Raw genomic sequence first — 22844 nt, 5'->3', positions numbered from 1 at the left:
GGATCTGACCAATTAGACGCTTCTACAATAGCTAACTCATGGTTATATCTAATCGCCGATCCCTCGCAGTAAACGTAAAACTTCTAAGGCTTTCAAACCCCTTAAGTCTTATTCGAAAACTCACCGTTGTGAGCCCCCACTTTTTTACACTTTCTAAACCTTCGTTCCGAAAGCGGATGCAAAGGTAAAAAAGATGTTTTTAAAAATCTAAGCTAAATGAAAATTTATTTCATCTCGCTCTTTTTTCGTTTTCAATACTGTGCTCCGTTTCATTTAAACGGGATGCAAATGTAGAAAGCTTTTGCTCAATACAACAAGCCTAAGCAGAATATTTTTTCGATAATTTCTAATCCCTTGAAGCTTAATTTTTTGGTGCTCTGGGTCGTTTATATACGGGTACTGTGCTACAAGGTTCGCCAAACATGAGTGACTTGACTCCCGGCACCAGTCTTCTCGTCATTTCGCCAAAGATTGTTTCGGAAATTACCAGTTCCCCACAACCTTTAACCACCACAGGTTTATCATTGAACTGCGACCAATCCATGGCATCAAAACTCCTATTGAACAAGGCCAGCTCGAAGGCCTCCTCTGTTCCGATCATGACAAAATTTGTGATCGGCTCCAATTTGGCGATCAACAACATGAAAGCCCAGGTAGGGATAATCGCATCGGCAGAGGAAAACACCCGGACATTCTTTCCTTCATAAGGTGACCAATCGTATTCTTTTATGAAGGTTCGGAACTCCTGCTCACGCAGAATCAACCCTTGGTAAAGGTTTTGTGCGATGTCGTAGTCAATACGCTCGGTACGATCATAGATCTCTTCCAGATCAATTGTGACCAGTGGGCTGTTTGCTACCCTATTTACAATTTGCTCTTCCATCACAGTAACTTTTTCGGTTTTGTCGCCTGGTAGGCTTTCAAATAGTTGGGTTCAAAATAGGCGAGGTCTTCAAAAACAGACCCTGCATGTTTTTTCTGTGCTAGCAAGCCGACAGCCCAAGCCTCAGGCACCAAGTCATTTACAAAAGACGCTCGCTCGTGTTTCATGATCTCCTGGAACTTGCCTGCACCATTCCCGAAGAATAACATCGATTGGCTTTGCAAAGTTTCTGCAAACGACTGTTCATCTAGAATTACAGGGCGCACTTGTTCCGTCATCTTCAAGTCGCGTGTAAACGTGGCTGTATAGACCTCCATTCGGCGTGCATCGAGCATAGGCACTAATAACTCATCAGTCCTTTCGAGCTGAATTGCCTGATACGCCATAGCGGACAAGGTAGAAATAGCAATCAAAGGGATTCCTAGTACATAACAAAGCCCCTTTGCTGTGGACACCCCTATGCGCAGGCCCGTATAAGAACCGGGTCCTTCAGAAACCGCCACAGCATCCAAGTCTATCATTTGACGTCCCGCTTTGGTCAACACCGCCTCAATCAACAACGTAAGATGCGTTGAATGGCTCTGTTCCGTATACAGGATCTCTTTGGCCAAAACGGCATCTCTATCCGTGAGCGCTACAGAGCAAACTGTTGTCGATGTTTCTATACTCAGTATTAATGCCATATCAGATCAGTTGTAGCGCTTTATCAATGATGACAACCACAACGAAGCACACAAAGATAATACTGATCCATTGTTGACTCAGCTTTGACGAAACTTTAACTCCAATGGGTGAACCTAAGACCACACCCAATGAAATAATGAGCGCTAATGGAAAGACAATATAGCCTTGGCTTTGATTCACGTAGGGAATGCGGGTATTTTCCAATAGATTAAATATGGTTGCTGCCAGAGAGGAGATCAGGATAACTCCTAGCGAAATCGATTTGGCCTTGATCATGTCTACCTTGAATCCGATGTTCAATATTGGAATGATCACGGTGCCTCCACCAAGTCCAGACAAGGCAGCGACGGCTCCCGCTCCCATTCCCATAGCAGCAGATGACCTTAGGTTGATGGGCTTTTCTTTTTTTGCCTTGCCTTTCCAATTTTGTTTGATTGTCCGATAAATGATAAAAAGCATCAGGACGATGACGGCAATATTAAATTCGCGCATCGCATACAAGCTGGTATTAACGAAATATTCCAACAAGAGCAAAGAGACAAGCGTACTGAAAAACCCGATGATCAGGACCGTTTGCCAATAGATCCTCCGTTCCTTGAATAAAATAATATTGGCAGAAAGTGCAGCAAAAAAAGTTCCTACCAATGAATTAGCGATGGTGTATTGGACGATCTCTTCCTGGGGAAAGCCCATTTGTATCAGCAAATAAGGCAAAATCAACACATACATTACCCCTCCTCCAATGCCGATCAGCCCAGCCAAGAAACCACCGATGAGTCCTAAGAAGAAGAGTAAAAAATAGTACTCCATTAATTGCTAAGCCCAAGAGTTTCTTTCAACAGCCCCTCATTGTTGAGTACCTCAATAGCTTTCAGTACCTCAGGGTCCTTGCCAAAACTTGCTTCTAATTGCCCTCTTTCCAAGAAGCGTCTTCCTGCCACTTCTTCCTGCAACAAGAACATCACTTCTTCTTTAGCATTCATCAGATCCAACTCCATGTCTCGTTCAAGCTGGGCTTGAAGTTGATGGAGCTGTGAAGCGATTCTGGACAACTCCCCTTGTGCTTCTGCCAAACGTCTGAATGCTTCTATTTCCTTTTCGAGCGCTGAAGCATAATCGAGTGTCTTTGTTCCAAGCCAGTTTTTAAAATCAATGAAATGTTGTTCATTCAGCACAATGTCTTTTCCAGAAGCAGCTTGATCAAATCCAAAATCATAGGTATTGGCAAATTCGAATATCAGGTCCTTCTCTAACAGACCTAACACAATCGGAGAAAACTGCCTTTCCGGGGTTGCAAAATCAGGATCTACCCCACCCCCATCATATACGGGACGACCATTACTGGTTTTGAATAAGGTTTTTAAGGAATCAGCAACCTTACCCACACTACCATCGGCATTTCGGTTACTATAATCCAATGCCTGAATACATCTTCCTGAAGGGGTGTAATATTTGGCGATGGTCACTTTGAGTTGTGAATTATAGGAAAGTGGCATCGTTCGCTGCACCAAGCCCTTTCCATACGATTTTTGACCAATGATCACTCCACGGTCATAGTCTTGCATCACGCCTGCAACAATTTCCGATGCTGAAGCACTTGAACTGTTGATCAAAACGGCCAACGGAATTTCATGATCGTAAACAGCATTCAAGGTCTTGTAGTCAGCATTCATTTCCTCCAGCTTTCCTTTTGTGGTGACGATCAATTCTCCTTTCTCCACAAATAAATTGGACACATTGACTGCCTCATTTAACAGACCTCCACCATTCCCTCTGAGGTCAAGAATTACTTTCTCAACGCCTTCCTTTTTCAGCTCCCGAATGGCTTGCTTAACCTCTTTCGATGCATTTTGCATAAACCCTGTCAATTTGACTAAGCCCACATTGTCCGTCACTTTACCATAATAAGGAACATTGGGTAATTCTACCTGTTGAAAGGTCAACGCGACCTCCACCATGCTGCCATCGGGCTTTCTTAAATTAAGAAGCACCTCATCATTGGATTGTCCTTTCAAGAACTGCGCTGCTTTCTCGTAATCCTTCTCCACGTTTTGCCCATCGATGGCGATGATTTCGTCCCCTCGTTGTAAACCAGCCTCTGCCGCTGCATAGCCCTCGTCTGGCATGAGTACAAATACGCCACCATCAAGACGCTCGCCAATTCTTGCCCCAATGCCACCGTACTGCCCAGTGTTTTCTGTCCGTACATCCTCGATTTCATCTTCTGCATAATACACTGTGTAGGGATCCAACGACTCCAACATGGCATCAATACCTTTTTCCATGAGTAAATTGGGATTGACGTCGTCGACATAGTTGGAGTTTACCTCCTTGTACATCGTGACAAAAATGTCCAGGTTCTTCAGGATCTCGAAGTATTTATCATTCTGTGGACTTGTAAAGGCGAACAAGGTGACCACACTAAGAACTATTACTGAATAAAGGGCAATTCGCTTTTTCATGTTGAACTAAGGGTTTCCTTTATCAAACGCTTGAGGCTTTTCTTTAGTTTGGACTCGAGAGCATGAAAGTCAAGTTTCTCTTTTCCCGTATAAATATAAGCGATTAAGAGAGCAGGCTGAATACTTGAGAACTCTTGCAGTGGTTTGTTTAGGCGATAGGCCTCTTTCATCCGACGTTTGAGTAAATTTCGGTCGACGGCCTTTTTAAAATTTCTTTTCGAAACAGAAAAGAGGACTTGATGTGATGTGAGCGTTGGCTCTGCCAACCAGACGACCTTGAATGGGTATAAATAAAAAGAGGAGCCATTGTCAAATAGCTCCTTAATCAATTTCTTACTATGTAATCTCTCCGCTTTTGGGAAGTGATATGTTAAGCTGTTTTCTTCTGCCACGAGGTAATATACAAAACCCCTACAGAGTAAAATTACGCTTTATGTCTTTTCTCGCTAGAAACGGTCAGTTTGTGTCTGCCTTTTGCTCTTCTGCTAGCCAACACTCTTCTACCGCTTGCAGTAGCCATTTTAGCTCTGAAACCGTGCTTATTTCTTCTTTTTCTGTTCGAAGGTTGGAACGTTCTTTTCATCTCTTCTGATTCTTCTTTTCGTAAAAGGACTGCAAAGATAGATAGCTTTTTTTGATTTGCCAAAGTAGATCATAAATTGTTAGCAGAAACTGATCTATGACTCGATATACTCTCTCATACCACAACCCTACGGCACAATTCCTCAGGATTGATGTCGAATTTGAGCATTCCTCTGAATCGCCACTGTTGGTCTACTTGCCTACCTGGCGACCGGGACGGTACGAAATTCAGCATTTTGCCAAACGTATCCGAAAGGTGCGAGCCAAGACCCGGGACGGAAAGGCATTGATCATTAAGAAAAAAGACCTCTCCTGTTGGGAGGTTGAGCGCACGAAAAGTCAACACATTTGCATTTCTTACGAGTATTATGCCGGATTGATGGATGCCGGAAACAGCTGGTTGGATCAGGAGCAACTCTACGTAAACTTTATCAACTGTCTGATGTATAGCCAGTCGAGCCGAAACGCACCTTGCGAAGTGCTTCTGACCTTACCCAATGATTACAGCATCGCCTCTGGACTTAAAAAGATCGGAAAGCACCACTTGATCGCCCCTGATTATAACGTATTGGTGGATAGCCCCATGGTTGCGAGCAAGAGCTTGAGAGAGGTCGGATATGAAGTAAACAAAAAACCTTACACACTTTGGTTTCAAGGCAACATGCCACAAACTGACGAAGTCCTCATCCACGATTTTGAGCGGTTCACTAAAAAAACATTGGAGGTCATGGGTGAGCTACCTTGCGACGACTACCACTTTTTGTTTCAAGTGCTTCCTTACAAACACTACCATGGAGTGGAACACTGGAATTCCACGGTGATCACCATAGGGCCGGAAGAGGCACTTGCTGAAAGGGAACGTTATGCGGACTTTCTAGGTGTGAGCTGTCATGAACTCTTTCATACATGGAATGTGATTCGGTTAAGGCCGCAGGAAATGACTCCGTATGATTTCCAGCAGCCCAACTTGCATCTTACCGGCTTCATCTCCGAAGGCATCACAACTTACTACGGAGACCTGATCTTGGCCAAATCTGGTGTATATAGCGTTCAAGAATACCTAGGGGAAGTCAATAAACTACTGAAAAGGCATTTCGAAAATGAGGGTAGACATAATTACTCAGTCGCTGAATCCTCTTTCGACCTTTGGTTAGACGGCTATGAAAAGGGTATACCAGGTAGAAAAGTTAGCATTTACAATGAAGGCGCCCTGGCCGCGATGATCTTGGACCTTAGCCTACGTATTAAGTTCAATGGCAAGAAAAGCCTGGATGACGTGATGCGCCTGATGTGGAAACGCCATGGTCAAGACAGGTCGGGCTATATTTGGACACACTATCAAAATGCTGCGGAAGAAGTCTACGAGGAATCCTTAACAGATTATTTCGAACAGCTCATTTTTGGTACGGCAGACTACGGAGAGTGGCTCTTCCCCCTACTGGTTAAGGTTGGTCTTAAGGTTGTTGACGAAGCACCAGACCATCAATTAGAGAAAGAATTTGGTTTTCGAACAGAGGAACAAGTCGTTTACGCCATCTCAATTGGTTCAGACGCTGAACAACAACTGATGCTCAATGACAAGCTTATCCAAACCACTCAACATGCAGATCAACTTGAGGTAAAAGTGGAGCGCTATGGAAAACAACACACCATTCGTTTAGCTAAAGGCAGTCAACCATTCTTTGTGATCCCTCAGGTATCCATAAATCGAGCAGATAGTGGGAACCCCCTCTTAAAAGGGTGGCTGGAAGAATGTTTAAACTAAAAAGGGCCTCAAAATGAGGCCCTTTTTAACTTCGTATGGTTTCAGCTGATCATTCAAACATTGAATCATCAATCGCTTCGTTGATCTTTACCTCTGAAACAATGAACTCCAAAGGTGCAGGGATCTGAGCACTCTTGACGATCAACTTGAACGGCATCATGATACCGTCCACTTCTCTGTAATCTTCGAAAGTGTAAACACCCGACTGCCCTAGGTCGGCCTGTACTTTAAGACCAGAGTCCACATCGTAGAATTCAATGAATGTCGCTCCGTCGATCTTCACGTCGATGCGATGCGAATTCTTCCCGTTGACTTCTTTGATTCCTTTATATTCGTATTCGTAGCCTAGTTCTCCATAGAATCTCTCCGCGAACAACACGCCTAGGTATTTCAATGGTGCCGCCATTGGTCCTTGAACAGGAACGGTCTGACCTCCAGCGATCATTTTAGCTTCTCCACCGTTGTAGATCTGCTTTGTCGTCCCCATCATGGTCACGATCGTTTCGTCAAGAAACTTATCTGGTGCTTTCTGATAGACATTTCTATTGAGTTCAATAGACTGACCACCCATGCTTAAAGTACCTGTGCTTTTGTACTGCAGGGTTTTGACCTTATCCAAGGCCTCTTTGCCACCAATCGCCCGTACATAATTGGCTAGTACTTCGTCTGCCGAGACATTGCCCATCACCACCTGAGTAGGATCAGACACCACGTTGGCCTCATCATCGTAGTAAGTAATGGTACCAAAAGCCTTGAGCTTGGCCGCAACTTCCTCTGCTTTACCTACCACAACCACATTCGCTTGTTCTGGTCGGATGTATTTTTTGGCAACCGCTAACAGATCTTCTTTGGTTACCGCCTCAATTTTCTGAAGGTAGGTTGCGTAATAATCATCAGGCAGATCATTCAGCTCAGCATTCAAGGCAAACTGAGCAACGGTAGATGTGCTTTCCAAAGAACGAGCGAAAGCACCCTTTGCCGAACTCTTTGCGATCGCTAACTCTTCATCTGTAACCATTTCTGTGCTGATCAATTCCATTTCTTTGATGAATTCGACCATGGCACTATCCGTTACTTCATTTCGAACACTAGCCCCTGCATTGAATGTTGCTGAATAGCGACTCGACCCGATGCTTGAATTCGCACCATAGGTGTACCCCTTATCTTCTCGGAGGTTCATGTTCAAACGAGTCGACAATCCGGCACCTCCAAATATTCTATTGAGAAGCGCGAGCTTGATCGCATCTTCAGAACCCGGTTTATTGTCGATCGGGTATGAGATGCTGATCACCGACTGCACGGAAGAAGGACGATCTACAAAAGCAATTGCTCTTTCATTTGGCGTCTCGGGTTGAACAAACTCTTCTTTTACGACATCTCCGCTTTCCCATTTACCGAAATAATCATTCACCAGTTTTTTCGCTTCGCGCGCTTTGATATCACCCACAATGACCAAATAAGCGATATTCGGTTTGAAAAACTTTTGGTAATGGGCCTTTAGGTCATCCATTGTGATGTTCTTGACGGTTTCTTCCGTCACGAGCTCGCCATAAAGGTGGTCCTTTCCATAGTTTACCACGCCTCGTACATTTGCAGCAATCGCATCAGGACTATCCTTGGCAGATTTTAGACCTGTGAGCGTTTGCTCAATGGCCCGTTCAAATTCATCCTCAGGGAAACGTGGATTAAATAATAAATCCGTCATGAGGTCTAGCACCTCAGTTTTATACTTCGATAATGAGGTAGCAAAAACGGAGCTTGCTCCGGCGCTGATGTTGGCCCCCATGAATTCAATTTCTTCGTTGAATTCATCTTTCGTCAAAGAGGTAGTTCCAGCACTCATCACCTGACCAAAGATACCGGCATAGCCCGCCTTATCCCCTTCGGTGATTGGTCCTGTATTGAAGGTCAATGTCCAGCTTAAACGAGGCAGTTTGTCATTTTCAACCAGTATAACGGTTAAGCCATTATCCAATTGGAATTGCTCATAATCCCCAATTTCTATCGGCCGCTCAGGAGCTGGCTCAGGTAATTTCGTTCTATCAATTTGAGCCACCAGGCCTATTGATAGCAGGGTCAACATTAATGTGTATATCGTTCTCATTAGTTCTTTCCTCCTTCCTTCTTCAATGGTGCTTCTTTCGGTTGTTCTTTTTCAGCCATCGGGCGATAATTCAACACCACTTTGTTTTCTGGCACCAAGTATTTCTTGGCCACTCTCATCACATCCTCGGGAGTCACTTTTTGATAGCGCTCGATCTCTGTATTGATCAAATTGGCGTCGCCGAAATAGACATGGTAATTGGCCAAGCTTTCAGCGATCCCTTGTACCGAGCCGTAACCCGAGATAAAGCTGTTTTCTACCTGGTTCTTCAATTTCTGAAATTCTCTTTCCGGAATTGGATTGTTTTTAACGTCTTCAATGATTTTGTCCAGCTCAGCCATAAGATCTTCAACCTCCACTCCCTGATTAGGAAGGGCAATGTTGATGAACAAGCCTGCATCTTCCAAAGCAAAAGGAGCAGACTGAACTTGTAAGGCCATGCGTTTCTCATCAACTAGTACTTTCTGGTACCTAGAAGAAGCACCTCCTGACAACAAGCGTGTCAAGAATTGAATGGCGTAATAATCGTCTGTTCCTTGTGCAGGAATTCGATAGCCTTCAAACACAGCTGGAATTTGCACGTTGTCAAAAACGGTTGCCTCCTGGGCTTCTGTGAATTGTGGTATGTTTACTTCAGGTCTAGGAATATCCTTGGTTCCTCTTTTTATTTCGCCAAAGTAAGCCTCTACCAGCTCCTTCACTTCCTTTTTATCGAAGTCGCCAGCAATGGAAAGCGTCGCATTATTGGGTACGTAGAATGTCTCGTAGAAATCAACGAAGTCTTGGTCAGTTGCTGCATCGATATCCTCAAAGCTACCGATAGGTGTCCAAGCATAGTTGGTTCCTTCAAATGCCTTAGAGAACATTTCAGCTTGGAATGACATGTACGGTTGATTGTCAATTCTCAATCGCTTTTCTTCTTTAACCACTTCCTTTTGTGTGGCAATACCAGTAGAATCAATGACAGCATGAAGCATGCGTTCTGACTCCATGTATAAACCAAGCTCTAACTGATTAGAAGGCAACGTTTGAAAATAGTACGTGCGGTCATTAGAGGTGTTGGCATTCAATGAACCGCCAGCAGCTTGAATGATCTTGAAATACTCACCCCTTCCAATATTTGGAGAACCTTCAAACATCAGGTGTTCAAAGAAATGGGCAAAACCAGTTCTACCTGGAGGTTCATTTTTAGAACCCACATGGTATAGCACTGATACCGTAACAATAGGAGTAGAATTATCTTGATGGAGAATGACATGCAGTCCATTATCAAGATCGTACTCTTCGAATTCAATATTCTGAGCCTGCGCGGCAACAATCGCCAAACAGCTTAATATTAAAAAAAGACTTAATTTTCTTAACATAGTTCTATTCAAGTTTTAACGCTTCTAATGTAGAGTTGAGACTAATTATCCCATAACGTCAAATGATAAGCGGATGTTTATTCGGATAACCGTCTGAAGATTCTTCTCAAGAAACTTCCTTTAGCAATTTTCTAGTCTCCTCCGCCGATAGCCTAGGCCCATATTGTAAGACCACTTTCGAACTGGCTAAACTCGCGAGTTTACCAGCTGCCGCCATTGACATGCCATTGGTAATGCCATACAAGAAGGCTCCGGCGAACATATCTCCAGCCCCATTGGTGTCGAGGGCTTTTACTTTATACGGTTCAATATCAATGAAGGTATCGCCATCAAAGATCATGGCACCGTTAGAACCTAAGGTAATGACAAACTGCTTTGCCTCCTTTTTCAGAGCCTCTCTTGCTTCAAGTAGATCGCTGGTACCGGTATAAGCCATGGCTTCCTCTTCATTACAAAAGAGCAGATCGACAGAAGCACCAATTACGTCTTCAAAGTTGGCTTTGAACGCCTGTACGATGGAAGGATCAGATAGTGTGATCGAGGTCTTGACCCCATTCTTCTCAGCGATCTTCTTGGTTAACTTCATGGCTTCAATGCCTGTGGCTGAAGTGGTCAAATAACCCTCCAAATAAACGTATTTTGCTGCCTTAATGGCCTCTTCATCTACCTCATCGGTCGACAAATTGGTCGTAGCACCGAGGAAAGTATTCATTGTACGATCAGCATCAGGGGTTACCATCACCAAGCATTTCCCTGTTATGCCTGCTTCTCTTTCGGCTTCATCTAAATTGGTTTTTATGCCTGCTTCATTCATGTCCATTAGGTAGAAGTCACCAAATTCATCATTGGCTACTTTGCATGAATAGTAGGCTTTACCGCCAAACTGACTAACTGCAATCACTGTATTCGCAGCCGACCCGCCTGATTTTCTTTCATATTGCTGATCTTCAACTGCTCCGATCAAGCGGAACTGTGTGTCTTCATCCACGAGCGTCATTAAACCCTTCTTCACCTTATGATCATACAAGAACTCATCGTCCACTTTGATCTCTAAATCTACCAAGGCATTTCCAATGCCATAGACGTCAAAACTTTTTCTCATGCTCATATCTTTTTTGCCCGTTTAAATTCTTTTGTTCTATCGAATAAGTATCTGTAGGTAATATGTGTTTTGAAAACCTCTCCTCCGATCTGCTCCACAACACGCATCATTTTTGGATTGAAATCACCGATCCAGTTCATCTCTAGATCATTGTATTGGAACCCCTTCTGCCATGCCATTTTTGTATAGGAGACGATAAGTGCGGCTTCAATTCCTTTTCGCTGGTGATCAGGAACCACTCCAAACACGATTCCTAATGCTTTTTTTATTGCTCCCGTTTTGAGGAGATACAGGAATTTGAGTTTAGTGAAAAGGTTCCATTGACCATTTAGCTGCTTATAGATCTGATTTAATTCTGGAAGTGAAATGAAGAATGCAACAGGTTCACCCTTGTAAAAAGCAAACCAGATGAGTCTAACATCAGCCACCGGTTTCATGCTTTTAAATATGGTCTGAGCTTGCCTCAAAGGCATTTCTTTTACTCCTCCATGACCAGCCCATGCCTTGTTGTATACTGTTCTAAAATATTCCGGCCCTTTGTCGTATTCCTTTTTGGTGATGCACCTAAACTCGTATTCTGGATTATCGATATTCAAAGAGGCTTTTTCCTTCATTCGGTCTGTCAACCCCACCTCTGACCCCATGGGTCGTTGATACGTATACTGATTGAAATACAGTTGCCAGCCATAATTTTCGAATAGGGCCTGGTAGTAAGGAAAGTTATACGGCATCTGATAGTTCGGCTCATGAAAGCCATCCACCAGCAAGCCCCACCAACTGTTTCGGTCGCCGAAATTAATGGGTCCATCCATCGCTTCCATCCCTTTTTCGATGAGCCAGTGCTTTCCAGCATCAAATAAGGTGTTGGCCACTTCTTGATCGTCGATAGATTCGAAAAAACCAATGCCTCCCGTTGGCTGTTCGTTTTTTGCCGCCGTTTTCTTATCATAGAAAGCAGCTATGCGACCCACTACCTGACCTTCTCGTTCAAGTATCCATCTTATGGCCTCACCATTTCTGTAGTTTTTGTTCTTGGCTCGATCAAAGACCGCTTTGATGTCTTTGTCCAGCGGACGAATCCAATTTTTTTCGTTCTTATAAAGCCTTACGGGCAATTCAATAAAAGCCTTCTCAGTGCTTTTATCTTTTACTTCTATCAGATTCATAGAGATATCAAAGCGCTAAAATTAGGGACTTTAAGAGGATTTAAAAAGGTGAGTTCGTATCAATTCAAGGACTTTGCCAGATTGGGGTAATCCGTGATGATCCCGTCGACGCCAAGATCGACCAAGGCCTGCATTTCTTTGACCGAATTCACTGTCCAAGGCACTACTTTCATTCCCAATTCATGGGCCTTGGCTATCTTTTTAGCACTGAGCAGCTTGTAATAAGGACTGTAGACGTCCGGAGTGAAGCCTAATTCCTCTAGGTTCTTTTCTATGGATCTGGTGTTTTCGATCAGCGCGACCAAACTTACCTCAGGATATTGTTGATGCCAGTACTGAAGTACACGGAAATCAAAACTTTGAAGCGTATACCGCGAACGAGGCAAAAAGGCTTCTATGGTTTCAAATACAAGACTCGAAAACTCCTCCACTTCAGGATGATCAACACCATCTCCCTTTGGCGAACTTTTGATTTCAATGTTGTAGTTAAGAGGCGACACCCCTTTTTCTTTTGCATAGGCTTCCGCTGCCTGGATCATATCCGATAAAAGGGGCTTTTGAACAACCATTTTCGCTTGTTCTGCAAATCTGGCATTGCCTCTTGAACCGCAATCAAAGGTCGCTACTTCTGCATAAGTCATTTGATAGATATTGAACTCCTCACCCTTTCCGACAGGTTCACCATTCGGCTTTACACAAATGGAAGAAGACATGTAGGGTTCATGCGAAACCACGACCTGCTTATCTTTTGTAATGACAACATCCAACTCCAGTGTTGTCACTCCCTCGTCAATGGCTCGTTTGAACGCCGGAATCGTATTTTCGGGTACAAGTCCCCTGGCTCCTCGATGTCCTTGAATATCCAAAACAGTTGTTTGCCCCATAACATTGGTCTGAAGAATAGAGAGTAAAAGTAAAAGGAGTGAAATTCTTTTCATAGGTCGTTCATTTAGGGTTTGTTTGCTCCTAGCGAAGTATGGCGATGGGGCCGTCAATCAATTCGTCATCATCTCGACGAATGCTAAAACTCATTTTCGGTTCTTTTCCACTCCAATCCACATGGATGAGTCCAAAACTCTTTTGCGTCACCAATTTACTCAATCTGTAGGAGTTATACTCGGTGCTTGCCGTGTAACTGTGGGTCATGCCGCTGGAGGTGAAATCATAAGTCATGCCATAACCGGGCACATGAAGTGCCGCCACTTCAGAAATGTGTCGATCTCCGCTCAAAAACACAGCATTCTTTGCTTGTGTTTTTACCAAAAGATCCAACATGCGCTGCCTTTCTTTTGGGAAGTTGTCCCATTTCTCAAAACGATGCTCTGTCGCAATGAACTGGATACCACTTGAAATCAGATGAATGGCTGCGTCGCTGTTGGTAAGCTCTTCCTCCAGCCACTTCCATTGGGCTTCACCCAATACTTGGCCTTCCCAATTCTTTTGATACACCCCCTGCTGTCGATCCAAGGTATCTCTGAAATAACGGGCGTCGAGCAGGATCACTTTGATCTTTTGATCTGCTGATCCATAGGAATAGGATTGATACCCTCCTTTTCTTTGCCAGGCGGGACTTTCTTTGGGTACATCTAAAAAGTCGAACATCAAATCCCGGCTTTCGTCTTTAAAGGCGTATTCACTGCCTGCATCATTTTTACCAAAATCATGGTCATCCCAAATACCAATGAGCTCCACTTTATTTCTGAATGCACGATATTCCTTGCCATTTTTCTGTTGATCGTACTTCGCCTTCATCACCGCCATGTCGTCCGTATCCCCATAAATATTATCCCCTAGCCATATCCATAGATCCGGTTGGTGCTTGGCAATATGCGTCCAGATGTGCTGCGGCAGTTCTTGCCGATTGCATGATCCAATGGCAATGGTTTCTAGTATGTTATCAGAAGCCAGGTCTTGCGCTGCAAGTGTGCCTGTCAAGAAGCAAAATAAGAGTATGAGAAATTTCTTCATGGCATAATTTTGGGTAAGATAAATAGTTCATGTTATTCAGATATGAATTGACTATTATTGTTACCCAAAAATTTCTAGATACACGATGAAAATCCTATATGCATTCCTTTTGAGTTGCTTTTCAGTAGCACTTTTTGCTCAAAACCAATGGCAAGGCAAGTTTGAGCAACTTGACAATATGCTGCCCACACCGAATCAATACCGAACCGGAAGCGGTGAACCCGGCCCTGCTTATTGGCAACAAAAAGCTGATTATCAGATCAAAGTTGAATTGGACGATGAGAACCAGAAGATCACGGGTTCAGAGACCATCACCTACTTCAACAATTCCCCAAACGCTTTGAAATACCTCTGGGTGCAGCTCGATCAAAACGTACGAGAGCAAGGTAATCTAAGCGCTCTTTCAAATGGCTTTGGCAACATTCCAGACAATACGAGTTCCTTGTCGACCACACAAGCGCAAAGTACCTTAGGTGATAATGGGTTCGATGGAGGATTTAAGTTGATGGCTGTGAAAGATGCCAACGGCAATGACCTGGAGTACACGATCAACTTCACCATGATGAAGATCCATTTGCCTGAAGCCCTCGAAAGTGGTGAAAGCTATTCTTTTAATATCGATTGGTGGTATAACGTGAACGATCGTGGATTGATCGGTGGTCGATCGGGTTATGAATATTTTGCGGAAGACGACAATTACCTCTACACTATTGCCCAGTTCTATCCTCGCATGGCCGTTTATGACGACTTCAATGGCTGGCAAAACAAGCAGTTCATTGGTTCTGGTGAATTTGCTTTAACCTTCGGCGATTTTGAAGTGGAGATCACCGTACCATCGGACCACATTGTTGCTTCAACTGGTGAGTTACAAAACCCAAAAGATGTGTTGTCGAAAAAAGAATTGGACCGATTCGAAAAGGCAAAGAATACCTATGACGAGCCTGTGATCATCGTAACCCAAGCCGAAGCCGAAGCAAAAGAAAAAAAGCGATCGACTAAAAAATCAACCTGGGTGTATCATGCCGAGAATGTCAGAGACTTTGCCTTCGCTTCCTCTCGAAAATTCATCTGGGATGCCATGGCAGTTGAAGTGGGTGAAAAGACGCCTTTAGCCATGTCCTATTATCCAAAAGAGGGTAATCCTCTTTGGGAAAGAGAATCGACCAAAGCCGTTAAAAATACGCTGATCAATTATTCAGAAATGACGATCGATTACCCATATCCGGTAGCCATTTCTGTACATGCTGCCAGTATTGGAATGGAATATCCCATGATCTGTTTCAATTTTGGACGACCAAGACCTGATGGTACCTACGACGACTTCATCAAAACCCGAATGGTTTATGTAATTGTCCATGAAGTGGGGCATAATTATTTCCCAATGATCATCAACTCTGATGAACGTCAATGGGCATGGATGGATGAAGGGCTCGATTCGTTCTTGGAATACATGACCATGAAGCGTTTTTATCCTGATCTTCCATACAACTCCAATTCACCGGAGGCCATTGTACCTTACATGAAGGGAAGCAAAGATTTTATGCGTCCGATCATGACCAATCCAGAGCAATCCTTACAACTTGGGCCTGAGGCTTATTCAAAACCCTCTGCGGCCTTGGTGGTATTGAGAGAGCAAGTGATGGGACCTGAGCTATTCGATCAGGCATTCAAGGAGTATGCCGAGCGATGGGCATTCAAACACCCAAAACCCGCTGATTTTTTCCGCACCATGGAAGACGCCTCAGCGGTAGACCTGGACTGGTTCTGGAGAGGTTGGTTCTATTCGACCGATAATGTTGACGTAGAAGTTGCCAATGTCAAATGGATGCGAATCAAAGGCGAAGAGCAAAACATTGAAGGTGATGTAAAAGCTCAAGAAGGTAGCCTGGGCGGCGATGCAGACAACAACCCTTTCTATGGTCAACCCCAAGAGATCAGCCTGACAGACGCTCAAATGAGGGGCGAATACAGAGGAACCGTTCCTAATGATGCGATCAAGGAGCGTTTAGCGGGTAAAAATGTTTACCAGGTAACCTTCAAAAACAATGGTGGTCTACCTACCCCTATCGTTGTGGAATGGACGTACAAAGACGGTTCAAAAGAGATTGAAAAACTCCCAGCGGAGATCTGGCGATACAACGAAAGCCAAGTCAACCATATTTTTGTCAAGGACAAAGAAGTCGCCAATGTGGTCTTCGATCCTTACAAGCAATTGGCAGACGTGAATGTGGAGAACAATGTGTTTCCTCCAAGTAAAAAAGGAGATTCACGTTTCGATAAGTTCAAAAAGGACGGCAATTAATTTCTTGCCGAGCAAAAGAAAAGCCACAGGTCGTTCACTTGTGGCTTTTTTTAGCTGTAAACATTTTTTGTACAAGAGTGCAATCTATTTCACGTATAGTATATCTTAAGTTGCGATAAGCCTATGGAACAGCAAAACCGATTACTTTCCTTGGATGTCTTTAGAGGCATGACCATTGCCTTGATGATCTTGGTCAACAACCCCGGTTCATGGTCACATGTATACCCTCCACTGTTGCATGCCAAGTGGCATGGCCTAACACCGACTGATCTTGTTTTTCCTTTCTTCATGTTCATCATTGGTGTCTCTCTTTATTTGTCTGGTGATAAATTCAACCATCAACTGACTACGCCTGTTGCTAAAAAGGTTCTGAGAAGAGGGGCTGTTATACTCTTGATCGGTGTTGGACTGAATTGGTTTCCATTTTATCATTTGCCGTTTAGCGAGCTGAGGTTTTTAGGGGTTTTGCAACGGATCGGTTTGGCTTATATCATTGCAGCATTCTTATGTCTGGGTTCAGATCTTTGGAAGATCTGGAAGCCCGCATTGGCTATTTTAGTCGCTTATTGGGTCATTCTACTCATTGGCCAAAAGGAAGACCCATTTAGTCTAGAACATAATTTTGCACGACAGCTTGACCTCATGCTTTTGGGTGAAAACCACCTATATAATGGGCTTGGTATTGCCTTTGATCCTGAAAGCTTACTAAGCACTCTTCCAGCCGCCATCAGCATTGTCATGGGATATTTAATCGGTGCTTTGATCAAAAATAGTACAGATCGACATCGCTTGGTTAAGAATATGCTGTTGGTAGGTGTTGTCGATATTTTTATTGGATTGGCTTGGGGAACCCTCTTCCCGATCAACAAATCTCTTTGGACGAGTTCTTACGTACTCTACACTGGAGGCATTGCCATTCTCGTCTTGGGCGTGTTGATCGAATTGATCGATAACAGAAAGTATACATTCTGGGTAAAGCCCTTTCAGGTTTTCGGATTGAACCCGCTCATCATTTACATTTTTTCAGGGCTACTCGTGAACACTATGTATGTGGTGTTGCAATGGACGAACGCATCTGGTGAAACGGTCAATGCCTACGGCTGGTTATGGACCGAAGTGTTCAGTCAAGTCGCACCGAACCATTTAAAATTTGGTTCCTTTTTGATGGCACTGGCCCACCTCTTGGTGTGCTACCTACTCGGCTATGTACTTTACCGTAAAAAGATCGTGATCAAGGTTTGATAGAAAATAAAAACCCTAAATCGTCGGGACGGCAGGATTAACATAGCTGCTTCTGGGTTAGGGATTTACAACAATTCATAATTTACGTCTTACAGGATTAGCTTCGCTGATCCATTGGTGGGGAGATACAACCCATTCAAAGTCCAATTACTCTGTAACTGCTTTCTCATTTCACTGACAATTTCAAACAAGTTTGAATTGTCCTGAAATGAAAAAGTCTGCAAAAGCAGACTTTGAATGGGTTGTCGGGATGACAGGATTTGAACCTGCGACCACTCGCCCCCCAGACGAGTACGCTACCGGACTGCGCCACATCCCGAAAAAGGAAATCTCAATGATCAAAGACCAAAATCCTATTGGGTATTGATGCTTGACAATTGAGATTTTTAGTGGGATATACTGGATTCGAACCAGTGACCTCTGCCCTGTCAAGGCAGCGCTCTAAACCAACTGAGCTAATACCCCAAGAAAAGGCCGTCTCTCAACGGCCTTGCAATATTAATAAATCTCTGCGATGGGTTTCAATGGTTATAGAGTTTTTTGTAGTACTCATCTGCCATTCTTGATGCCCTAAAGTATTTATCGACATCGTCCATGCTTTGATAGTTCATTTCTACCCAGGCATCGTGGTCGTTGTAATACATGGGCACGATCTCATTTTCTAAGATCTCCATCATGTGCAGTGCGTCTTGCTCGTCTTGTTCTCCTTCGGGTAAGGAAGTGTCTACTTCCGGAATAACGAACCCATTCTTTCCATGTTCACCAAATTCCAAAATCCAACCATCGTTGGTAGAGAAGTTCAAAGATCCATTCATCGCAGCTGTCATGCCCGATGTTCCAGAAGCCTCCAGTGGAATCCTTGGGTTGTTCAACCAAACATCAGAACCTTTCTTCATCAATGCGGAAAGCGATAATTCATAACCCGTTAATATGGTCGCATTATGATACTTTCTTGTGAAATGCACCAACCAGTTGAACGTACTCACAGCCGAATGGTCCAACGGATAGGGCTTTCCTGCCCATATGATCTGAACAGGGAAATCCTTATTGTTCAACAAACGCTCAAAACGCTCTGCATCGCGAGCGATCAGGTCCGCTCTTTTATAGCCTGCAAATCGCCTTGCCCAAACAATGGTCAGCACATTCGGGTCAAAGATTTTACCCGTTTGATCGGCCACTAGATCGAACAACTCTTGCTTCATCTCCTTCTTACGGCTGACAAACTTCTTGTTATTGCGCTTTTCATGGGCCTTATCCAACTCTTTATCGGTCCAATAAGCTGCATTTTGGGCGTTTGTAATTGGAATGATATCACAGATCCCGTCAAAGGCTCCCCACATCTGTTTAGAGACTTCACAATGCTTTTTTGAAACGGCGTTTGAGATCTTTGACATTCTAAGTGCTGCCAAGGTATGGTTGAACATGCCGTTCTCAAAGCCGACCATGTCCTCTACTTCACGGATTGAAAATCCATTGAAGAAACCTAGCTTGTGCAAGAGATTTGGGTCATTGACTTCATTTCCTGCTTTAACCGGAGTATGAGTCGTGAAGACCAACTTTTCTTTCAGCTTGTTGAGATCACCCAACTTTTCCATTAATCGAAACGCTGCCGGAAGAGCATGGGCTTCATTGAAATGGTAGAGATCAACCTCATGACCAAGTTCTTCCAACAACTTAGCCCCTCCAATACCTAAAATGATATACTGGGCGATCCTGGTCGCAATGTTATTGTCATACAACTTGTGCGTTGTTGTCTGCGCCAAGTAATCGTTCTCAGTATGATCCGTCGACAGTAAAAAGATCGGAGCTGATCCAAAGACCTCGGGAGCCAAGTAGAATACCTTTACTTTAACCGGATGGCTGTCGACTGAAACGTCGAGCACAATGCCTGTGTCTTCCAAAAAATTATAGTGTCTTTCTTGCCAGAGCACGTCTAGCTCGTTATTGTGCTTTCTGGTTTGGTCGTAGTAACCGTATTTCCATAGCATTCCGATGCCTATCACATTTTGCTTAAGGTCGTATGCGCTTCTCATATGTGAACCGGCCAGGAAGCCAAGACCGCCTGAGTAGATCTTTAAGGGTTGATCAATGGCGAATTCCATTGAAAAATAGGCTACCGGCTTTTCGTAACCTTTCCCAAATTTATATGGGTGTTTGAATTTCATATCGATTGGTTTTGCGGATGGTAAATGTAGTGGATGCGTTCGGCTTATGAATGCCTCCTCCCAAAAACTTGCGTGCAAACGATTGTCCTTTTGCTCAACAGAAGAAGCTTCAAAAATTGTCTCATTTTAATGTCTCGACCTGACCTTTGTCATCTTTTGTGGCTACTTTAAAATCCATATTTGCCACAAAGAAAAACAGATGAAAGTTAATTCAGCAGCAGAGGCCGTAAAGGTCATCAAACCCGGACATAATATCTATTTACACACTGCCGCCGCTACGCCCGTATCGTTGGTGAAAGCCATGACAGACCGAGCAAGCGAATTGTATGACATCAAGCTGTATCAATTGCACACCGAAGGACCGGCTCCCTATGCTGCTTCTGAAATGCAGGATGTTTTTACCATTAACTCCATGTTTATTGGGGGCAATGTACGTCAAGCACACAAAGAAGGAAGGGCCAATTTCATCCCCTCCTTTTTGAGCGAAGTTCCGGTCATGATTCGTTCAGGTGTCATCCCGGTGGATGTCGCCATGATCACCGTTTCTACGCCTGATAACCATGGTTATTGTTCTCTAGGGGTCTCTGTCGATGCAACAAAAGCCGCTGTTGACAAAGCCGATATCGTGATCGCTCAAGTCAATCCGCAAATGCCCCGTACCCATGGTGATGGTCTGATTCATATGAGCAAATTCACCACCTATGTTGAAATTGATGAACCCATTGCTGAACATCCGAAACACCCTTTAACAGAAGAGGAACAAAAAATAGGCATGCACATCGCCGGAATGATAGAAGACCGAGCAACTTTACAACTTGGGATTGGTGCTATTCCGGATGCCGTACTGGCTTGTCTTGGGAATCACAAAGACCTTGGAGTGCATACTGAAATGTTTTCTGATGGTGTTATTCCCTTATTGAAAAGTGGGGTGATCAATAACCGATACAAAACAAAGCACAAGGACGTACTCGTCTCAGGCTTCATGATCGGCTCTAGGGAACTCTATGATTTCGTAGATGACAACCCCATGATCAGGATGCTCGATATCCAATATGTGAATGATACTGCGGTCATCAGAAGAATGCCCAAAATGACCAGCATCAATAGTGCGATCGAAGTTGACCTGACCGGTCAGGTGTGTGCAGATTCCATCGGTACGAGAATGTATTCTGGTGTTGGAGGCCAAATGGACTTCATTCGTGGCGCTTCATTATCTGAAGGCGGCAAACCCATTATTGCCCTGTCGTCTACCACCAGAAGTGGTGATTCAAAGATCGTCGCTACCTTAAAGCCAGGTGCTGGTGTGGTGACTACTCGAGCCCACGTGCATTATGTGGTCACAGAATATGGTATTGCCGATCTGTATGGAAAGAGTTTAAAACAACGGACCCAAGCATTGATCAATGTGGCTCATCCGAAACACCGTGAGGCTTTGGCGCGTGCTGCCCATGACCGCTACAATGGGCACTACTTCAAGTAAACTGCCCAAAACTCTATGACTTGCGGACCAAAGAGTCCGATCAATAGCACGGCTGCTAAACTGATCAACCCTCCCACTCGAATGAAGTCTTTCGAGACCAATGTCCCTTGGGCATAGGCAATGGCATTTGGTGGCGTACTGATCGGTAAGGCCATGGCGGCGCTTGAGGCCAAGGCAATGCTTAAACCGTAATACACAACCTGTACTTCCCCTATTCCAAAGGCCAATGTGGCCAAGGTAATTCCCAAGGGAATCAACAAATTGGCTGCTGCAGTGTTCGACATGAAAATACTCAACAGCACAGTCGCCAAGACCAATAAGACAAAGATGAAAGACGATTCAGTAGGAATTAACTGAACGATCATGACATCCAAGCCACTGAGCTTCATTCCTAAACCCAGCGCGATACCTCCAGCTATTAAGGCGAGTATGTGCCATTCTAGATTGTTATAGTCTTGCCTGTCGATAATACTGGTAGATGTAAACACAATGACAGGAAAAAGAGCGGTGACAGCCGATGGCAAACCATGTAGCGAATCCGTCATCCAAAGCAAAATGGTCATGCTGAAAATGGTGATGACAAACCATCCTCTTCCTTTGATTTGACGTTTTTTTGTCTGGAGTCGCACGGTAAGGTCCGGAGAACGAAACATTCGCGTGATCAATATCCAGGCAATGAACAAAAGGATGAACACTAGAGGAACTCCTATGATCATCCAATTGAGAAAACTGATATCGATGCCTTCTGTTCTTAAAAACCCAATGGCGACAGCATTAGGAGGAGAACCAATGGGAGTTCCCATCCCTCCAATGTTCGCTGCTACCGGAACACTGAGCACTAATCCTTTACGCAATGGATCGTCCTCCTGAAGATTCAGAAAAAGTGGAGAGACCAAGGTGATCATCATGGCAGTGGTTGCTGTATTGCTCATGAACATTGAAAAACCGGCTGTGATCAACATCATTCCTAAAATGACCATGTTCGGTTTGTCACCAAATACTTTCAAGATGGTGCTGGCCAGCGCTTTGTCAACCCCTTCTTTAACGGCAGCCCGCGCTAGGATGAAGCCCCCTAGAAATAGAATCAGGATAGGATCGGCAAAGGGGGACAATATCTCGCGGTAACTGGGGTTGGCGCCCAGTGAAAAACCGACACCTTTCCATTCACCGGGGTTAGCCAATAAGATGATCTCGAGCCCAATAACCAATAAAGCAGTCGCGAACAAGGGCAGGGCTTCTGTCACCCACAGCAATGCGGCCAACAGGAAGATCCCGAGCATAAAGGCAATTTCTTGCTTCTGCTGTTCTAATAAAAGAAATGTAGCAACTGTAGAAATAGCCAGGCTCCCCAAAAACATCCAAAAATGCTTGGTGATGATCGGACGAGGAAAGTAATCAAAGGCTTTTAGGTAAGCCCTTTTTACTTCGTAGCGCAGGTGAATTCGTTCAAAAAGTTTACGTCGATGCTGAGAAGCCATATCATTTGGAAATCAGTTCCAATATGCCATGATGCACCCAGTACTCATAACCTTTGCGCATAAAAAAAGGCAACCGATTGTTGCCTTTTTTTATGCT

Annotated in this window: 18 protein-coding genes and 2 tRNA genes; 4 read left to right on the top strand and 16 right to left on the bottom strand. The window is 44.1% G+C overall.

All coding sequences use genetic code 11. The annotated features are described in order from the left end of the window. Nucleotides 1–361 precede the first annotated feature (361 nt). From AC2D6U_RS14765 to rpmH, 6 genes are read right to left on the bottom strand one after another with little or no spacing between them, the layout of a single operon-like run. Nucleotides 362–883, bottom strand: a complete 522-nt coding sequence (locus AC2D6U_RS14765) for a DUF2480 family protein (RefSeq protein ID WP_484721758.1) — start codon at nucleotides 881–883, stop codon at nucleotides 362–364. Beyond that, nucleotides 883–1566 (bottom strand): tRNA (adenosine(37)-N6)-threonylcarbamoyltransferase complex dimerization subunit type 1 TsaB, encoded by a 684-nt coding sequence (gene tsaB, locus AC2D6U_RS14760; protein ID WP_484721757.1) that lies wholly within the window; start codon nucleotides 1564–1566, stop codon nucleotides 883–885. The genes AC2D6U_RS14765 and tsaB overlap by 1 nt, the downstream gene beginning before the upstream one ends. Before the next feature lies 1 nt (nucleotide 1567). Then, the gene (locus tag AC2D6U_RS14755) at nucleotides 1568–2377 is read right to left on the bottom strand and encodes a sulfite exporter TauE/SafE family protein (protein ID WP_484721756.1); all 810 of its coding nucleotides are present in this window, start codon (nucleotides 2375–2377) and stop codon (nucleotides 1568–1570) included. Then, entirely contained in the window at nucleotides 2377–4029 is a 1653-nt protein-coding gene (locus tag AC2D6U_RS14750; protein ID WP_484721755.1) for a S41 family peptidase, read from the bottom strand. The genes AC2D6U_RS14755 and AC2D6U_RS14750 overlap by 1 nt, the downstream gene beginning before the upstream one ends. Beyond that, a complete protein-coding gene (gene rnpA, locus AC2D6U_RS14745; RefSeq protein WP_484721754.1) occupies nucleotides 4026–4421 on the bottom strand; it encodes a ribonuclease P protein component in 396 nt (131 codons plus the stop codon). Before rnpA ends, AC2D6U_RS14750 begins: the two co-directional genes overlap by 4 nt. 32 nt (nucleotides 4422–4453) lie before the next feature. Beyond that, nucleotides 4454–4612 carry a 50S ribosomal protein L34 gene (gene rpmH / locus AC2D6U_RS14740; RefSeq protein WP_484721753.1) on the bottom strand — a complete coding sequence of 53 codons (159 nt, stop codon included), beginning with the start codon at nucleotides 4610–4612 and terminating at the stop codon, nucleotides 4454–4456. 96 nt (nucleotides 4613–4708) lie between these two features. Here rpmH and AC2D6U_RS14735 point away from each other — a divergent pair, with 96 nt between their 5' ends. Beyond that, entirely contained in the window at nucleotides 4709–6376 is a 1668-nt protein-coding gene (locus AC2D6U_RS14735) for a M61 family metallopeptidase (RefSeq protein WP_484721752.1), read from the top strand. A 49-nt stretch (nucleotides 6377–6425) separates the two neighbouring features. Here the strand turns inward: AC2D6U_RS14735 and AC2D6U_RS14730 are convergent, their stop codons facing one another. From AC2D6U_RS14730 to AC2D6U_RS14705, 6 genes are all read right to left on the bottom strand, one after another. Beyond that, nucleotides 6426–8480 (bottom strand): insulinase family protein, encoded by a 2055-nt coding sequence (locus AC2D6U_RS14730; protein ID WP_484721751.1) that lies wholly within the window; start codon nucleotides 8478–8480, stop codon nucleotides 6426–6428. Beyond that, nucleotides 8480–9805 carry a M16 family metallopeptidase gene (locus AC2D6U_RS14725; protein ID WP_484721750.1) on the bottom strand — a complete coding sequence of 442 codons (1326 nt, stop codon included), beginning with the start codon at nucleotides 9803–9805 and terminating at the stop codon, nucleotides 8480–8482. Before AC2D6U_RS14725 ends, AC2D6U_RS14730 begins: the two co-directional genes overlap by 1 nt. A gap of 145 nt (nucleotides 9806–9950) precedes the next feature. Beyond that, nucleotides 9951–10946, bottom strand: coding sequence for an adenosine kinase (locus AC2D6U_RS14720; protein ID WP_484721749.1), 996 nt, complete (start codon nucleotides 10944–10946; stop codon nucleotides 9951–9953). 2 nt (nucleotides 10947–10948) lie between these two features. Then, nucleotides 10949–12112 (bottom strand): hypothetical protein, encoded by a 1164-nt coding sequence (locus AC2D6U_RS14715; RefSeq protein ID WP_484721748.1) that lies wholly within the window; start codon nucleotides 12110–12112, stop codon nucleotides 10949–10951. A 59-nt stretch (nucleotides 12113–12171) separates the two neighbouring features. Continuing rightward, entirely contained in the window at nucleotides 12172–13050 is an 879-nt protein-coding gene (locus tag AC2D6U_RS14710; RefSeq protein WP_484721747.1) for a glycerophosphodiester phosphodiesterase, read from the bottom strand. A gap of 28 nt (nucleotides 13051–13078) precedes the next feature. Further along, complete coding sequence (locus AC2D6U_RS14705; protein ID WP_484721746.1) at nucleotides 13079–14080, bottom strand: alkaline phosphatase D family protein; 1002 nt, start codon at nucleotides 14078–14080, stop codon at nucleotides 13079–13081. Nucleotides 14081–14165: 85 nt separating this feature from the next. Here AC2D6U_RS14705 and AC2D6U_RS14700 point away from each other — a divergent pair, with 85 nt between their 5' ends. After that, entirely contained in the window at nucleotides 14166–16382 is a 2217-nt protein-coding gene (locus tag AC2D6U_RS14700; RefSeq protein WP_484721745.1) for a M1 family metallopeptidase, read from the top strand. Nucleotides 16383–16505: 123 nt separating this feature from the next. Continuing rightward, complete coding sequence (locus AC2D6U_RS14695; protein ID WP_484721744.1) at nucleotides 16506–17624, top strand: acyltransferase family protein; 1119 nt, start codon at nucleotides 16506–16508, stop codon at nucleotides 17622–17624. A gap of 245 nt (nucleotides 17625–17869) precedes the next feature. Here AC2D6U_RS14695 and AC2D6U_RS14690 read toward each other — a convergent pair. The 3 genes from AC2D6U_RS14690 to glgP all read right to left on the bottom strand — a co-directional run bounded on the left by AC2D6U_RS14690 (nucleotide 17870) and on the right by glgP (nucleotide 19789). After that, nucleotides 17870–17943: transfer RNA gene (locus AC2D6U_RS14690), tRNA-Pro, on the bottom strand. A 71-nt stretch (nucleotides 17944–18014) separates the two neighbouring features. Further along, nucleotides 18015–18089, bottom strand: a tRNA-Val gene (locus AC2D6U_RS14685). 56 nt (nucleotides 18090–18145) lie between these two features. Continuing rightward, nucleotides 18146–19789, bottom strand: coding sequence for an alpha-glucan family phosphorylase (gene glgP / locus AC2D6U_RS14680; protein ID WP_484721743.1), 1644 nt, complete (start codon nucleotides 19787–19789; stop codon nucleotides 18146–18148). A 199-nt stretch (nucleotides 19790–19988) separates the two neighbouring features. Here glgP and AC2D6U_RS14675 point away from each other — a divergent pair, with 199 nt between their 5' ends. Continuing rightward, nucleotides 19989–21269 (top strand): acetyl-CoA hydrolase/transferase family protein, encoded by a 1281-nt coding sequence (locus tag AC2D6U_RS14675; protein ID WP_484721742.1) that lies wholly within the window; start codon nucleotides 19989–19991, stop codon nucleotides 21267–21269. Here AC2D6U_RS14675 and AC2D6U_RS14670 read toward each other — a convergent pair. Next, the gene (locus tag AC2D6U_RS14670; RefSeq protein ID WP_484721741.1) at nucleotides 21257–22747 is read right to left on the bottom strand and encodes an SLC13 family permease; all 1491 of its coding nucleotides are present in this window, start codon (nucleotides 22745–22747) and stop codon (nucleotides 21257–21259) included. The two genes, AC2D6U_RS14675 and AC2D6U_RS14670, sit on opposite strands and share 13 nt — an antisense overlap. Between the last annotated feature and the right edge of the window lie 97 nt (nucleotides 22748–22844).

The organism is Roseivirga sp. YIW32 (assembly GCF_057219245.1).
This window is presented reverse-complemented; position numbering and strand designations above follow the sequence as displayed.

Bases quoted from the DNA above. Each gene is read 5' to 3' on its own strand.
- AC2D6U_RS14765 (WP_484721758.1), bottom strand. From the start codon at position 883: ATGGAAGAGCAAATTGTAAATAGGGTAGCAAACAGCCCACTGGTCACA.
- tsaB (WP_484721757.1), bottom strand. From the start codon at position 1,566: ATGGCATTAATACTGAGTATAGAAACATCGACAACAGTTTGCTCTGTA.
- AC2D6U_RS14755 (WP_484721756.1), bottom strand. From the start codon at position 2,377: ATGGAGTACTATTTTTTACTCTTCTTCTTAGGACTCATCGGTGGTTTC.
- AC2D6U_RS14750 (WP_484721755.1), bottom strand. From the start codon at position 4,029: ATGAAAAAGCGAATTGCCCTTTATTCAGTAATAGTTCTTAGTGTGGTC.
- rpmH (WP_484721753.1), bottom strand. From the start codon at position 4,612: ATGAAAAGAACGTTCCAACCTTCGAACAGAAAAAGAAGAAATAAGCAC.
- AC2D6U_RS14735 (WP_484721752.1), top strand. From the start codon at position 4,709: ATGACTCGATATACTCTCTCATACCACAACCCTACGGCACAATTCCTC.
- AC2D6U_RS14730 (WP_484721751.1), bottom strand. From the start codon at position 8,480: ATGAGAACGATATACACATTAATGTTGACCCTGCTATCAATAGGCCTG.
- AC2D6U_RS14720 (WP_484721749.1), bottom strand. From the start codon at position 10,946: ATGAGAAAAAGTTTTGACGTCTATGGCATTGGAAATGCCTTGGTAGAT.
- AC2D6U_RS14715 (WP_484721748.1), bottom strand. From the start codon at position 12,112: ATGAATCTGATAGAAGTAAAAGATAAAAGCACTGAGAAGGCTTTTATT.
- AC2D6U_RS14710 (WP_484721747.1), bottom strand. From the start codon at position 13,050: ATGAAAAGAATTTCACTCCTTTTACTTTTACTCTCTATTCTTCAGACC.
- AC2D6U_RS14705 (WP_484721746.1), bottom strand. From the start codon at position 14,080: ATGAAGAAATTTCTCATACTCTTATTTTGCTTCTTGACAGGCACACTT.
- AC2D6U_RS14700 (WP_484721745.1), top strand. From the start codon at position 14,166: ATGAAAATCCTATATGCATTCCTTTTGAGTTGCTTTTCAGTAGCACTT.
- AC2D6U_RS14695 (WP_484721744.1), top strand. From the start codon at position 16,506: ATGGAACAGCAAAACCGATTACTTTCCTTGGATGTCTTTAGAGGCATG.
- glgP (WP_484721743.1), bottom strand. From the start codon at position 19,789: ATGAAATTCAAACACCCATATAAATTTGGGAAAGGTTACGAAAAGCCG.
- AC2D6U_RS14675 (WP_484721742.1), top strand. From the start codon at position 19,989: ATGAAAGTTAATTCAGCAGCAGAGGCCGTAAAGGTCATCAAACCCGGA.
- AC2D6U_RS14670 (WP_484721741.1), bottom strand. From the start codon at position 22,747: ATGGCTTCTCAGCATCGACGTAAACTTTTTGAACGAATTCACCTGCGC.